Genomic DNA, 14,052 nt, shown 5'->3' with positions numbered 1-14,052 from the left:
AAGTTGCGTCTCCTTTAACACTAAGAATAACTATGGAATGGCAAGATGGACTCACTATTCAAATCACCGGTCGACATGTTGCAACACTGGGTCGAGCAATATGGCGATAGCACCTACCTGAAACAGCCCATAAACGGCCAGTATGTCAATTTTAGCTGGCGTGAAGTGCAGCAGAAGATGCAACAGATCGCCGGCGCACTGCGCCATCTCGGCCTGGAGCCGGGCGATAAGGTCGCGGTTTTATCCAAGAACTGCGCCGAATGGTTTATTACCGATCTGGCCCTGATGCACGGCGGTTATATCAGCGTGCCCATCTACCCAACGGCCAATGCCGACACCATACGCTACGTGCTGGAACACAGCGAATCCAAGGCGATCTTCATCGGCAAGCTGGACTACTGGGCCGATCAAGAAGCCGGGGTTGGCGGCGACATACTGCGCCTCGCCATGCCTTACGACACCATGCCGGCACAATACCAGTGGGACACCCTACTGAAACTGGGTCACCCCTTGATCGACGCCGAGGCGCCTACGCCCGAGCAGATCATGACCATCATCTACACCTCGGGATCGACCGGCAAGCCTAAGGGGGCGATTCAGACCTTCGCCAGCTTTGAGTGGACCTGCCGCGCCGTGGTGCGGGATCTCAAGACAGATGTCGAAGACAGGCTGCTCTCCTATCTGCCACTGGCTCACATCACCGAGCGGGTCGCCATCGAGGGCTCCTCTTATTACTCCGGCAGCAGCGTCGCCTTCGTCGAAAGCCTCGACAGCTTCGTCGCCGATGTGCAACGAGCAAGACCGACAGTGTTCTTCTCTGTGCCGCGTCTGTGGAGCCTGTTCCAGAAGAATATTATCGACAAGATTGGCTACACTAAGCTCAACTTCCTTCTCAAGGTGCCCATTCTCAACAGCATAGTGAAGAAGAAAATTCATGAAGGACTGGGTCTGCAACACTGTCATCTGCTCGGTTCTGGCTCGGCGCCTATCCCGCCTTCGCTGATTACCTGGTATCACAAGATTGGCCTCAACATCTGTGAAGCCTGGGGCATGACGGAAAACAGCGCCTACTCCATCATCAATCACCCCTTCGACGCCAGCAAGATAGGCACAGTCGGGCGCGCCGTCGAGGGCTGTAGCGTCAAGCAGGGCGACAATGGCGAGTTGATGGTCAAGAGCCCTGGACTGATGAGCGGCTACTACAAGCAGCCGGAAGTCACCCAGGCCAGCTTCGACGAAGATGGCTATTTTCATACCGGCGATCTCTGTTCGATCGACGCCGATGGCTGCGTCACCATCACCGGCCGGGTCAAAGACAACTTCAAGACCGCCAAGGGCAAGTATGTCGCCCCCGTGCCAATCGAGCGTAAGCTGGCTCAGGATCCCCATGTGGAACTGATCTGCATCATAGGCTCTGGCCTGCCCCACCCGGTGGCGCTGGTGCAGCTCTCCGAGGGCGCCGCCCTGCAACCTAAGGAGGAGGTTCGCACCTCACTCAAGGCGACCCTGGACAGCATCAACCCTAACCTGGAGTCCCACGAGACGGTCGACGCCATCATAGTAGTGAGCGAGCCCTGGGATGTGGATAACGACGTGTTGACGCCGACCCTGAAGATTAAGCGCCACGTGCTGGAGCAGAGATTCAGCGCCAAGGTCGATGGTCAACGTGGCGGCGTGGTTCGCTGGGAAGATGAGCTCTAGGGCCTGTTTATCTTTCGCGTTCATTTTTGCAGCATTCTGTATCGATTTTATACAAGGCAGAGTGATTGTAATGTAGTGTGCTACATCAATGAGCGATAACGCAGTAGAAAAATGATACAGACGCTGCCCGCAGGGTTCGTCTTGAGCACGTTCAACTCTTTGTTACTCGGCTTTTATATAGAATAACTATACTCCAAGCCTCCTGCCGCGATTTGAACGTGCTCAATTAGAACAAAATTTGTTCTCAAAAGGTCAACAGGCCCTAGGCTCTGTCGATATCTCGCTAACAGAAAACACGCCATCTGGCGTGTTTTTTATTTTCTCGCCCACGGCGGAGTGAATAAAGTTTAATCGGCAAAAGCAAAATAGGAGTTGCCTAAAACTGTGCAAGCTCTATGCTTGGCGCCCCACTACTATTGAGAGTCAATCATGTTCACCCCGCTAGCCCTTATCGCTGGTCTGCTCATTCTTATTCTTGGTGCCGAATCCCTGGTTCGCGGCGCCAGCGCCCTCGCCCTCAGGCTCGGGGTCACCCCACTGATCATCGGCCTCACCATAGTCGCCTTTGGCACCAGCGCCCCCGAGCTGGCGGTCAGCCTCAAGTCGGCACTGGCCGGAAATTCTGGCATAGCGCTGGGCAATGTGGTCGGCTCAAACATCGCCAACATAGGCCTGATCCTCGGCCTAACCGCTCTGGTGCGTCCCATCGGCGTGCAATCTATGATGGTCAAGCGCGACATCCCTTTGATGCTCTTCGCCAGCCTGCTCTTCTGGGGGCTGATCAGCGATGGCAGCCTAAGTCAGCTCGACGGCGCCCTGCTCTGCTCCATGCTGCTCGCCTATCTGGGCATGAACTACCTGTTCGATAAGCAGCAAGACGACACCGAGACGATGGAGCTTAAGCCCCTCGCTCCGTTACTGGCCGTGGTGCTACTGCTGCTGGGGATCGCCATGTTGGTCGGCGGCGGCATACTCTTTGTCGACGGCGCCGTGACGCTTGCCAGACAGCTGGGGATGAGTGAGCTACTCATCGGCCTGACCATCATCGCCATAGGCACCAGCATGCCAGAGCTTATCACCTCTCTGGTGGCGGCCAGACGCGGCGAGAGTGACATCGCCATCGGCAATCTGGTGGGCTCAAACCTGTTTAATATCTTAGGAATATTGGGGATCACCGCGGTCATTCATCCCATCACGGCCAGCGTGCCCAAACTGGACATGCTGGTGATGGTGTCACTGGCTCTCTTGCTGCTTCCCCTGGCGTGGAGCGGCCTGCGTATCGGCCGACGCGAGGGCGCCTTGCTGCTAGTCTGCTACCTCGTCTACCTGGGTTACCTGATCCTCACCTCGGGTGGCTAGCCGAATAACGCCCAGCTACCGCAAAGCATGCGACAAGATTGCGTTCATGCCGAACTCTGATAGTATATGTATATATTTACAGTGATTGGCTAGATTACTGGTTAAATAGAACAGTAAATCAAATGGGTACAAAGCGTGGATAGACTCGATCTCATGGCGGTGACAGAGTTAAAGGGCGTTGCCGCCAAGATGGCGCAGCGGCTGGAAAAGCTCGGCATCAACACAGTCCAGGATCTGCTGTTTCACCTGCCGCTGCGCTACGAAGATCGTACCCAGATCTATCCTATCGCCTCCCTCTATCCAGGTAGCTACGGCACCATAGAAGGCATCATACAGTCGACCCAGATCGTTCAAGGCCGCAAGCGTATGCTCACCTGCACGGTGCGTGACGACTCTGGCACCATCACGCTGCGCTTCTTTAACTTCTCCGCCGCCATGCGCAACGGCCTCGAAGAGGGCGAGCGCATTCGTGCCTATGGCGAGGTGCGCCGGGGCAAGATCACCGAGAGATCATCCACCCCGAGTACAAGATGCTCCATGGCGAGAGTGACTTTAGCCTCAGCGACACCCTGACCCCCATCTACCCGACCACGGAGGGGCTCAAGCAGGCCAGCTGGCTCCGCCTAACGGATCAGGCCCTAGCACTGTTGGCCCACGGCGCACTGACCGAACTGTTACCGCCTCAACTGAGGCCCAATCAGCTCTCCCTGGTTGAGGCGCTGCAGCTACTGCACAGACCGCCTAGCGAGGTCAGCCCCTTCGCGCTGGAACAAGGTACCCATCCTGCTCAGCAGAGGCTGATCCAGGAGGAGCTGCTGGCCCACAACCTCAGCATGTTACAGCTCAGGGCCCGCAGCAATCATGATAAGGCCATCGCGATGCAGCCCACGGGGCAATTGCTCAACCCCTTCCTCGCCTTCTTGCCCTTCAAGCCCACGGGCGCCCAGCAGCGGGTGGTGGCCGATATCACTGACGATCTCGGTAAAGCGCATCCCATGATGCGCCTGGTGCAGGGGGATGTGGGCTCGGGTAAGACACTGGTGGCGGCGCTGGCCGCCCTGCAGGCGATAGAGAGCGGCTATCAGGTGGCCATGATGGCGCCCACCGAATTGCTCGCCGAGCAGCACGCCAACAACTTTAGCGCCTGGTTTGAGCCTCTGGGCCTCACCGTTGGCTGGCTGGCGGGTAAGCTCAAGGGCAAGGCCCGTACCCAGTCGCTGGCGCAGATCAAGAGCGGCGAGGCCCATATCGTCATAGGCACCCACGCCATCTTTCAGGAGCAGGTCGAGTTCAATCGCCTGGCGCTGATCATCATAGACGAGCAACACAGGTTTGGGGTGCACCAACGCCTGGGCCTGCGAGAGAAAGGGATCAGCCAGGGCTTCCATCCGCACCAGCTGATCATGACGGCAACCCCAATTCCCCGCACATTGGCCATGACCGCCTATGCGGATCTCGATACCTCCATCATCGACGAGTTGCCACCGGGACGCACGCCGGTGACCACGGTCGCCATCTCAGACAACCGCCGCAACCAGGTGATCGATCGCGTGCGCCAGGCCGCCCTGCAAGATGGGCGTCAGGCCTACTGGGTCTGTACCCTGATCGAAGAATCTGAGGTGCTCGAATGCCAAGCCGCCGAAGACACGGCGCAGGAGCTTAAGCAGCTACTGCCCGAGCTTTCCATCGGCTTGGTGCATGGCCGCATGAAACCCGCCGAGAAACAGGCGATCATGGACGCCTTCAAGGCCGGCAGCATACAGCTACTGGTGGCCACCACAGTTATCGAGGTGGGGGTCGATGTGCCCAACGCCAGCCTGATGATCATCGAAAACCCCGAGCGTCTGGGGCTGGCACAGCTGCATCAGCTACGCGGACGTGTCGGTCGTGGCGCCGTGGCCAGCCACTGTGTACTGCTCTACAAGGCGCCACTTTCCCACACCGCCACCCAACGCCTGGGTGTGCTCAGAGACAGCAACGACGGCTTCGTGATCGCCCAGAAAGATCTCGAGATCCGCGGTCCGGGCGAGGTTTTAGGCACCAAGCAGACGGGCATCGCCGACATGAAGATTGCCGACCTGGTCAGGGATCAGGCCCTCATCCCTCACATCCAGAAATTGGCGCAGCATGTGATGCAACAGGTGCCGGAAAATGTTGACGCCATAGTGCTGCGTTGGTTAGGGGAGCGCCAGCAATACGTGCAGGCTTAACTCATAACGACTGCTAACAATTAAATATTTTTTATTTCACCGACCGCCCCTAGACAAGCCCGGTGAATTTTGCAGAATGGAAAGAGGCCTCTGTGGTCACAGGGCTCACTCCAGCCACAATTCAAGGAACTCTCATGCAAGTCAGTCAAGAAGATAGAATTGCCCCACAGGAATCGCGCAGCGGGATCAATGCGCTCAGCATTGCCGTGGTCGTCATATTGCTGCTGCTCGCCGGTGGCGCCTACTACTTCCTCGGTGGCGATGAGCCCGCACCCGAGCCAGAGATGCCCGCCCCAGTGACCCTGCCGGAACCCGAGCCAGAGCAGCCCTTACCGACGGATGCGGCGCTGCCAGAACCCGAAAACCTTGCGCCCGAGCCTGAACCTCAGGTTGAAGAGGCTCCAGTCGAGACGGTGGAGGCCCTGCCGACACTGGCCGAGAGCGATCAATTTGTCCACGACAAGACGGTCGAAGTCGCCAACGGCATGAAGATTGAGCCACTGCTGGTCGAGAAAGATATCGTCAGGCACTTCGTGGTGTTCGTCGACAACCTGGCCCAGGGCGAGCTGGCCCGCAAGGTGAGCCCGCTCAAGGCGCCTAACAGCAAGTTTACCGTCTCCGAGGTGACAGATAAGACCTACCTCAATCCCGACAGCTACCATAGGTATGATCTCTATGCGAACTTTGTCGATAACCTGGACGAGGAACAGCTTTTCAGCACCTATAAAAAGGTGAAGCCTCTGCTAGGCGAGGCCTTTGCCGAGTTAGGTTATCCCGACATGAATTTCGATGACCGCATGATAGAGGCGATCGACGTCATGCTGTCTGCCCCGGTTATCGACGCACCGATTGAGCTGGACAGCGTCAGCGTAAACTATAAATTTGTCGACCCTAAGCTCGAGAGCCTGCCCAATGCCCAGAAGCTGATGATCCGCATGGGACCGGAAAACAGCAAGAAGGTCAAAGCCGCCCTGCGTAAGCTCAAGAAGCAGCTTAAACAGTCTTAAGCCCAAGATCGCCCGCCTCATGGCGGGCGACTTCCTCCTCTATCTTTTCAGTAATCACTAACAGAACAATCACATATTTATGTCACCCGTCAAAGGGTGTACAATAGCCGCCCCACAAATCTCTCTTGTGGCTCAGTTTCTGGTTATGGAAAACATCAGCAAAGCGCTGTATTTAGAGGCAAAGTAGTGCGGTTACACTTTCACATTCATTCTGCGGGCGCTTGGTCTCCCCTATACCAGCAGCTGCGGGATTGGCAGACATGGCCAACGCCGCCGACGGATGCCGAGCAGCTCGCTCAGGCCGCCCCGGCACTCAAGCAAGTGCCCGCCATGCAAAGGCGACGCTTTAGTAAGCTCACCAAGATGCTGTTGGATGTCGCCTTTCAATGCGATGTGCCGCCCCAAAGCCGTACCATCTTTGCCTCCCGCCATGGCGAACTTAACCGCACGGTCGATCTGCTGCAGGACATAGTGCGCCAGCAACCCATTTCGCCCATCGGCTTTAGCCAGTCGGTGCACAACACCGCCAGCGGCATCTTCAGCATACTGACTGACAACCGCGCGCCCTCTACATCGATAGCAGCCGGTGAGTTCACGCTCTCTCAGGCGCTTATCGAGGCCTATGGCCAGCTGGCAGAAGATAACGCGCCGCTGCTGTTGGTCTTCGGCGACGAGCCCGTCTCGGACATCTACAAAGAATTTACCAAGGAGCCAGAGCTGCCAATCGCCCTGGCCCTGCAGCTGTCGCTCGCCAAGGAAACATCTTTAGGCACGCAACTACTCATAGAGACCAGCCCTTCGGCCAGCGAATTGGCCGAGGCACAAGCCATAGGCTTTGGCCAGCTTATCCACGCCATCGCCGCCAAGCAGCCGCTCGAAGGCCGTCTCAACCGCTATCTGCTGCGGATCTGTCATGACTAGCCAGGTGGTTGCCAAGCGTCTGACCGGCATCGCCTATATTCCTCGCTGGCTGGGTGGGGTGAGCTGTTATATCGCCTTCGGACTAGGCGGCCTGCTAAGCTCGCTGACCATATTGCCCCTGCTGAGGTTCTGGCCCGGCGCCAGAGAGGTTCGCATCGCCCGTGTGCAGCGCGCGGTGCACCTGATGTTTCGCGGCTTCGTGCATATGCTCACCTGGGCCGGAGTGATTCGGGTCACCACCCAACATCTTGAAAGACTGGCAAGCGCCCAGGGCAAGGTGATTATCGCCAACCACCCGACGCTGGTCGACGTGGTGGTCTTGATCAGCCTGATGCCTAATGTCGGCTGTATCGTCAAACAAGGCTTGTGGCGCAACCCCTTTCTGCGCGGCGTGGTGTCGGCGGCTGGTTATATTCCCAATCGCGGCGCCGATCTCCTGCTCAAGGATTGCAGTGAGGTACTGGCGCAGGGTACCAATATGATCATCTTCCCCGAGGGCACCCGTACCCTTAAGGGCGAGATAGTCAACGAATTTGCCCGGGGCGCGGCCAATATCGCCCTGCGCACCGATACCGATCTAATCCCCGTGGTATTAAGAACCAATGCCGTCGGCCTAACCAAGCAGGAACCCTGGTATGAGATACCTCGCCAAACCATAGGCATGAATGTCGAAGTAGGCGAAACTATCGAGCATATCAGGTATCATGCTCAAACGGGTGGAGACGCCAAGATGGCCCGTCAGTTGACGCGGGATCTCGAAGAATATTATAAACAACAACTTGATAAAAATTATGAGCTTACAAAACGAAATTAAACAACTCATCATAGATTGCCTGGATCTCGAAGACGTCAGTATCGGAGATATCGATACCGATGCGCCGCTATTTGGCGACGGTCTTGGGCTTGACTCTATCGATGCCCTAGAGCTGGGACTGGCCATCAAGAAGCAGTTCGACGTCAAGATCGAAGCGAACTCAGAAGCCACCAAGGCCCACTTCTACAGCGTTGCCAGCCTGGCAAGCTTCATCGAATCTCAGCGCGGTTAGGAGGCAGCATGCAAAATCGTGAGCAAATTCTTCAGATGCTGACTCAGATCCTGGTGGATGAGTTTGAAATCGATGCCGACGACATCACCCCAGAGGCGTCGCTGTATCAAGAGCTGGATCTCGACAGCATAGATGCGGTGGATCTGGTGATTAAACTACAACAACTCACGGGCAAGAAGATCCAGCCCGACGAGTTTAAAGCCGTACGTACCGTAGACGATGTAGTCACGGCCATCGAAGGCCTAGTGAAGCAGTAATGCGCCTGTTCCTGCAACTAGTCACCGGCTTGGTCGTGCTGGGGTATCCCCTGGCCGTCTATTTCGGCCTGAACTATTTGCCGCCGGGCGTAATAGCCCTCGCCCTGTGCAGCATACTGCTGCTGAGGCTGGCACTACAGAGGCAACAGATAAGGTCTATGATGCTGCCCATAGTCGTGGGCATCTTCCTGACTGCAGGCAGCTATTTGGCGAAACAGAACGCCTGGCTGCTCTACTATCCCGTGGTGATCAACCTGAGCATGTTGGCGCTGTTTGCCTACTCGCTCAAACATGGTCCCACCATGATAGAGCGTCTCGCCAGGTTAAAGGAGCCGGATCTGCCCGATGAGGCGATCCCATACCTGCGTAAGGTCACCCAGATCTGGTGTGGACTGTTTATCTTCAACGGTAGCATGGCACTCTACACCGCCAGCGCCACTAGCCTGGCGACCTGGACCCTCTATAATGGATTTATCGCCTATCTGCTGATCGGTATCTTGCTCGGCGGAGAATGGTTATATCGCACCTTCTGGTTGAAAAAGTCATGACAGCCCTACTCAAACATTGGCTCAAGCATGGGCCGGCGAGCCAGCAGCTTATCAGCTTCAATCACCACGATATCCTGACGGGTGAGGCCTTTACCGCCCAGGTGGCCGCCATCTTCGAGGCCCTGAGCCAACATGAGGCGAAGCGCTGGTTATTGGCCTGCGACAGCAGTGATCTGTTTGCGGTGGGCCTCTGCGCCGGCCTGCTGGCGGGCAAGCAGCTTATCCTGCCCGCCAACACCCAGGGCGGCACCCTGAGCGAGCTCACCCATGAGTTCGATGCCGTGCTGGCAGACCGTCCTCTGTGCGAGGCCAAAGACTATATCGCCCTGCATAAGGATCTTAAACATCCTGGGCCCTGGCCGACCAGCCAGACCTTTGGCGAGCTCATTCTCTACACCTCTGGCTCCAGTGGTCAGCCCAAGGCGATCACTAAAACGCTGGATCAGCTCGATGCCGAGGTGACGGTACTGGAACAGACCTTTGCCAATCACCTGCCCCAATGCAGCGTGATCGCCACCGTCTCCCATCAACACATCTACGGTCTGCTGTTTAAGGTGCTCTGGCCCCTGGCCGCCAGCCGCCCCTTCCTCAGCGATCTGGTGGAGTACCCCGAGACCCTGACCTATTACGCCACCCTGTTCCCTAACCTCTGCCTGATCAGCAGCCCGGCGCAGCTGTCGCGTCTGCCCGATGCCCTGGAGCATCAGCCGCAGCTGCGCGCGCCCAGCCTGATCTTCAGCTCGGGCGGCCCACTGAGCCTTGAGGCCGCCAATGCCATCGCCCACTGCTATGGCAAGCCGCCCATCGAGGTCTTTGGCAGCACGGAAACCGGTGGCATCGCCTATCGTCGTCAGCAAGACAATCAGCAGAGCTGGCGCGCCTTTGCCACCCACGAGATCAAGCAAGATCCCCAGGATGGTGCGCTCTGGCTCAAATCCCCCTACCTGGAAAGCCAAGACTGGCTCAGGTGTGACGACAAGATACAGCTTATCGCCCCCGGCGAGTTTGTGTTGCAGGGACGACTGGACCGCATCGTCAAGATTGAGGAGAAGCGCCTCTCGCTGGTGCAGATGGAAGCCCTGCTGGAGAGCCATCCCTTGGTGGAGCAGGCCGCGCTCGTGGTACTGGAACAACCTAGGGTAAGCCTGGGCGCCGCCATCAGCCTGTCCAACGAGGGCATGGCCCTGTTGTCCCAGGAAGGTAAGTTAGCGGTCAACAACGCCCTCAAACAGCATCTGTTGAGTCAGTTCGAACGAGTCACCCTGCCCAGACGCTGGCGTTATCCTGCCGAGCTGCCACTCAACACCCAGGGCAAGCGTATCCACAAGGATCTGTTGGAGTTGTTTACACATGATTAAGTCAAACCTCCCCCCCATCTTGGCCAAGCGCAGCCTGGAAGATGGTGTCGAATGGCAACTGCGCATCGACGCCGATCTGCCCTATTTCGAGGGCCACTTTCCCGAGCAGGCGGTGCTCCCAGGTGTGACTCAACTGGATTGGGCGGTGCAGCTAGGCGCGGCCGAGTTCGGCTACGCGCCCCAGGTGCAGAGCCTGGAGGTGCTTAAGTTTCAACAGCTGATCCTGCCGGGTAGCGAGGTGCAGCTAAAGGTTAGCCTCAACCGCGCCAAGCATAAGCTCACCTTCGCCTACTATCAGGGCGAGCAGCGCTTCGGATCGGGCCGTATCTGCCTGACGCCTAACGATACAGAGGAGAGAGGCTGATGCAACTGGCATTGGTCATCCCCAACTACAACCATCGCCAGGCGATCAAGGCCACCCTGGCACGCCTGGAACCCTTGGGACTGACCTGTTATCTAATCAACGACGGCAGCGACGACGAGACCCGCCACCTGCTGTGCCAACTCGCGGCGCAGCACGACTGGGTGCGCCTGCTGCATCACCCCTTCAACCGGGGCAAGGGCGCGGCGGTGATGACGGGGCTCAGGGCCGCCTATGCCGATGGTTTTAGTCATGCCTTACAGGTAGACGCCGACGGTCAGCATGATCTCGACGATATCCCTAAGATGATAGAGACGGCCAAGACCCAGCCAGAGGCGCTGATCTCCGGCCTGCCGCAATACGATGAGTCTGTGCCCAAGGGACGCCTCTATGGCCGTTACCTCACCCACTTTTGGGTCTGGGTCGAAACCCTAAGCCTGGATATTCGAGACTCCATGTGCGGTTTTCGCATCTACCCCCTTGCCGCCACTGAGCAGTTATTTCTCACCGAGCCACTAGGCGAGCGCATGGATTTCGATATCGAGGTCCTGGTCAAACTCTACTGGCAGGGCGTCGAGGTTAGACACCTGCCGACGCGGGTGATCTACCCAGAAGATGGCACCAGCCACTTCCAAGGCTTTAAGGACAATGTGCGCATTTCCGCCATGCACAGCAAGCTCTTCTTCGGCATGTTAAGACGTGTTCCTCAGCTGCTGCGCCACAAGCGTAGCCGCCCCAAGGCGGTGAAACACTGGTCTCGCATGGGCGAGCGCGGCAGTTACTGGGGCATTAAGTTGTTGGCCACCAGTTATAAATTAGGTGGCCACTGGCTATGCCGCGCCATCATGTATCCGGTGATCTGCTATTTCTTCGCAACAGGCAGCACGGCGCGGCGTGCCAGCCAGGGCTTCCTACGCCAGGTACAGCGACTCGAGCCCAAGCATCCCGATCTCCAGGGCGAGATAAACTGGCGTCATAGTCTGAAGCACTTTATCGCCTTCGGTAATGCGGCGCTGGATCGTATCGACGCCTGGTGCGATCGCATCAAACTCAGCCAGGTCGACTTCCCCGACCGCGAGGTACTGGCCAAGCCGCTGGCACAGGGCCAGGGCGCCGTGCTGCTGGTCTCTCACCTGGGCAACCTTGAGCTGTGCCGCGCCATCTCGATTCACCAACGCAAGGTGAAGGTCAATGTGATGGTGCTGACCCAGAACGCAGAGAACTTCAACCGGGTGCTCAAACAGCTCAACCCCAATAGCGCGCTGAACCTGATTCAGGTGACCGAACTGGGCCCCAGCACCTCTATGTTACTGCAGCAGAAGATAGAGCAGGGGGAGCTCGTGGTGATCGCCGGCGATCGCACCTCCACCAGCAGCGAGGGGCGGGTACTGTACGCCCCCTTCATGGGTAAGGAAGCGCCTTTCCCACAAGGCCCCTTCATCCTCGCCAGCCTGCTGGATTGTCCGGTTTATTTGATGTTCTGCCTCAGAGAAAACGGCCGCTACCGCGTCCATGTAGAACACTTTGCCGACACCCTCAAGGGGCCGCGTGCCGGTCGCATGGAGAGACTGCAAGAGGCGGTGAATCGCTACGCCGAGCGGCTGGAACACTACGCCCGCCGCACACCGCTGCAATGGTTTAACTTTTTCGATTTTTGGCGCAAGGACGATGAACTCCTGCGCGAGGCCAAGCCTCACACGCCCAATAGGACAGAGAAATAGATGACACAGACGACTCAATCCCCCGCTTTAGACACCCTGGTCGAATTTGGCCAGCGTAACCTCAACCTAGAGGAGGTCGTTGCCATCGCCAAGGGCGCTAAGGCCAAGCTGAAAGAGAGCGCCGACTATCAGGAATATATCCAGAAAGGCGCCCGCTTTATCGACAGCCTGTTGGCCGAAGAAGGCGTTGTCTATGGTGTCACCACAGGCTATGGCGACTCCTGTACCGTCACCGTGGGACTGGATCTGGTCCACGAGCTGCCGTTGCACCTGTCGCGCTTTCACGGCTGCGGCATGGGTAACATACTCTCGGTCATACAGGCCAGGGCAGTGATGGCCTGTCGCTTAAGCTCGCTGGCCGTGGGTAAGTCTGGGGTCAGCTATGAGTTGCTCAAGCGTATCGAGACCCTGCTTAACCTGGGCATCACCCCGGTGATCCCGGAAGAAGGCTCAGTGGGCGCCAGCGGCGATCTCACTCCCCTCTCCTATCTGGCCGCCATGTTAGTGGGCGAGCGCGAGGTGATCTACCAAGGCGAGCGCCGCGCCACCGCAGAGGTATACGGTGAGCTAGACATCACGCCGCTGACCCTGCGCCCCAAGGAGGGGCTGGCACTGATGAACGGTACCGCCGTGATGACGGCGCTGGCCTGCCTGGCCTATGACAGGGCTCAATACCTGAATCGTCTGGCCAGTCGCATCACCGCCATGGCGTCCCTGACTCTCAAGGGTAACTCAAACCATTTCGACGATATCCTGTTTGCGGCCAAGCCACATCCTGGCCAAAACCAGGTAGCGGCCTGGATACGGGAAGATCTCAACCACCACGAGCACCCACGCAACTCAGACCGCCTGCAGGACAGATACTCGATCCGCTGCGCGCCGCACATCATAGGTGTGCTGCAAGATGCACTGCCCTTCATGCGCCAGTTTATCGAGACCGAACTCAATAGCGCCAACGACAACCCTATCGTCGACGGCGAGGGTGAACACGTGCTCCATGGCGGCCACTTCTACGGTGGTCACATCGGCTTCGTGATGGACTCGATGAAAAACGCCATCGCCAATATCGCCGATCTTATCGATCGCCAGATGGCATTGGTGATGGACCCTAAATTTAACAACGGCCTGCCCGCCAACCTCTCGGGTGCTCAGGGCAGCCGCAAGGCGATCAATCACGGCTTCAAGGCGGTGCAGATAGGCGTATCGGCCTGGACGGCCGAGGCGCTGAAAAACACCATGCCTGCCAGCGTCTTCTCACGCTCAACCGAATGCCACAACCAGGACAAGGTGAGCATGGGCACCATAGCCGCCCGCGACTGTATGCGCGTGTTGCAGCTCACCGAGCAGGTGGCCGCCGCGGCGCTGCTGGCTATGAGCCAGGGCATTCACCTACGCATCGCCCAGGGCGAGCTGTGTCATGCCTCGCTCACCAGCTCTGTGGCTAAGACACTCGATCAGGTCAGCGCCGACTTCGAACTGCTCACCGAAGACAGACCCCTGGAGACAGTACTTAGACAGACGGTCGACAAGATCCAGCAGGGTCAGTGGGAAGTGTGTCACTAG

Annotated in this window: 12 protein-coding genes and 1 pseudogene; all 13 read left to right on the top strand. The window is 57.8% G+C overall.

All coding sequences use genetic code 11. The features are described from left to right. The first annotated feature begins 45 nt into the window (after window positions 1-45). Window positions 46-1,701, top strand: a complete 1,656-nt coding sequence (locus tag DB48_RS03515; RefSeq protein ID WP_041508936.1) for an AMP-binding protein — start codon at window positions 46-48, stop codon at window positions 1,699-1,701. Window positions 1,702-2,130: 429 nt separating this feature from the next. Continuing rightward, window positions 2,131-3,060 (top strand): calcium/sodium antiporter, encoded by a 930-nt coding sequence (locus tag DB48_RS03510; protein ID WP_041508935.1) that lies wholly within the window; start codon window positions 2,131-2,133, stop codon window positions 3,058-3,060. 135 nt (window positions 3,061-3,195) lie between these two features. After that, window positions 3,196-5,270 (top strand): annotated as a pseudogene (gene recG, locus DB48_RS03505) (ATP-dependent DNA helicase RecG). Window positions 5,271-5,404: 134 nt separating this feature from the next. After that, window positions 5,405-6,277, top strand: a complete 873-nt coding sequence (locus DB48_RS03500) for a DUF3014 domain-containing protein (RefSeq protein ID WP_041508934.1) — start codon at window positions 5,405-5,407, stop codon at window positions 6,275-6,277. Window positions 6,278-6,463: 186 nt separating this feature from the next. Further along, a complete protein-coding gene (locus DB48_RS03495; protein WP_041508933.1) occupies window positions 6,464-7,198 on the top strand; it encodes a beta-ketoacyl synthase chain length factor in 735 nt (244 codons plus the stop codon). Next, window positions 7,191-8,012 carry a lysophospholipid acyltransferase family protein gene (locus tag DB48_RS03490; RefSeq protein WP_041508932.1) on the top strand — a complete coding sequence of 274 codons (822 nt, stop codon included), beginning with the start codon at window positions 7,191-7,193 and terminating at the stop codon, window positions 8,010-8,012. The genes DB48_RS03495 and DB48_RS03490 overlap by 8 nt, the downstream gene beginning before the upstream one ends. After that, the gene (locus DB48_RS03485; RefSeq protein ID WP_041508931.1) at window positions 7,990-8,244 is read left to right on the top strand and encodes a phosphopantetheine-binding protein; all 255 of its coding nucleotides are present in this window, start codon (window positions 7,990-7,992) and stop codon (window positions 8,242-8,244) included. The genes DB48_RS03490 and DB48_RS03485 overlap by 23 nt, the downstream gene beginning before the upstream one ends. 8 nt (window positions 8,245-8,252) lie before the next feature. Continuing rightward, window positions 8,253-8,501, top strand: coding sequence for an acyl carrier protein (locus tag DB48_RS03480; protein WP_011867307.1), 249 nt, complete (start codon window positions 8,253-8,255; stop codon window positions 8,499-8,501). Beyond that, entirely contained in the window at window positions 8,501-9,049 is a 549-nt protein-coding gene (locus DB48_RS03475) for a hypothetical protein (protein ID WP_041508930.1), read from the top strand. The genes DB48_RS03480 and DB48_RS03475 overlap by 1 nt, the downstream gene beginning before the upstream one ends. After that, window positions 9,046-10,407 (top strand): AMP-binding protein, encoded by a 1,362-nt coding sequence (locus DB48_RS03470; RefSeq protein WP_041508929.1) that lies wholly within the window; start codon window positions 9,046-9,048, stop codon window positions 10,405-10,407. The genes DB48_RS03475 and DB48_RS03470 overlap by 4 nt, the downstream gene beginning before the upstream one ends. Then, window positions 10,400-10,771: an ApeI family dehydratase gene (locus tag DB48_RS03465; protein WP_041508928.1), complete on the top strand. Its 372-nt coding sequence runs from the start codon at window positions 10,400-10,402 to the stop codon at window positions 10,769-10,771. Before DB48_RS03470 ends, DB48_RS03465 begins: the two co-directional genes overlap by 8 nt. Next, entirely contained in the window at window positions 10,771-12,489 is a 1,719-nt protein-coding gene (locus DB48_RS03460; RefSeq protein WP_041508927.1) for a glycosyltransferase family 2 protein, read from the top strand. Before DB48_RS03465 ends, DB48_RS03460 begins: the two co-directional genes overlap by 1 nt. Continuing rightward, complete coding sequence (locus DB48_RS03455; RefSeq protein ID WP_041508926.1) at window positions 12,490-14,052, top strand: HAL/PAL/TAL family ammonia-lyase; 1,563 nt, start codon at window positions 12,490-12,492, stop codon at window positions 14,050-14,052. It begins immediately after the preceding gene.

This window comes from Shewanella sp. cp20 (genome assembly GCF_000832025.1).
In the GTDB taxonomy this organism is placed as follows: Bacteria; Pseudomonadota; Gammaproteobacteria; order Enterobacterales; family Shewanellaceae; genus Shewanella.
The sequence above is the reverse complement of the archived record's forward strand: the minus strand, read 5'-3'. Positions and strand labels throughout refer to the sequence as shown.

Excerpts from the sequence above, each read along its gene's own strand:
- DB48_RS03515 (WP_041508936.1), top strand. The coding sequence starts at position 46 with ATGGACTCACTATTCAAATCACCGGTCGACATGTTGCAACACTGGGTC.
- DB48_RS03510 (WP_041508935.1), top strand. The coding sequence starts at position 2,131 with ATGTTCACCCCGCTAGCCCTTATCGCTGGTCTGCTCATTCTTATTCTT.
- DB48_RS03500 (WP_041508934.1), top strand. The coding sequence starts at position 5,405 with ATGCAAGTCAGTCAAGAAGATAGAATTGCCCCACAGGAATCGCGCAGC.
- DB48_RS03490 (WP_041508932.1), top strand. The coding sequence starts at position 7,191 with ATGACTAGCCAGGTGGTTGCCAAGCGTCTGACCGGCATCGCCTATATT.
- DB48_RS03485 (WP_041508931.1), top strand. The coding sequence starts at position 7,990 with ATGAGCTTACAAAACGAAATTAAACAACTCATCATAGATTGCCTGGAT.
- DB48_RS03480 (WP_011867307.1), top strand. The coding sequence starts at position 8,253 with ATGCAAAATCGTGAGCAAATTCTTCAGATGCTGACTCAGATCCTGGTG.
- DB48_RS03475 (WP_041508930.1), top strand. The coding sequence starts at position 8,501 with ATGCGCCTGTTCCTGCAACTAGTCACCGGCTTGGTCGTGCTGGGGTAT.
- DB48_RS03470 (WP_041508929.1), top strand. The coding sequence starts at position 9,046 with ATGACAGCCCTACTCAAACATTGGCTCAAGCATGGGCCGGCGAGCCAG.
- DB48_RS03465 (WP_041508928.1), top strand. The coding sequence starts at position 10,400 with ATGATTAAGTCAAACCTCCCCCCCATCTTGGCCAAGCGCAGCCTGGAA.
- DB48_RS03460 (WP_041508927.1), top strand. The coding sequence starts at position 10,771 with ATGCAACTGGCATTGGTCATCCCCAACTACAACCATCGCCAGGCGATC.
- DB48_RS03455 (WP_041508926.1), top strand. The coding sequence starts at position 12,490 with ATGACACAGACGACTCAATCCCCCGCTTTAGACACCCTGGTCGAATTT.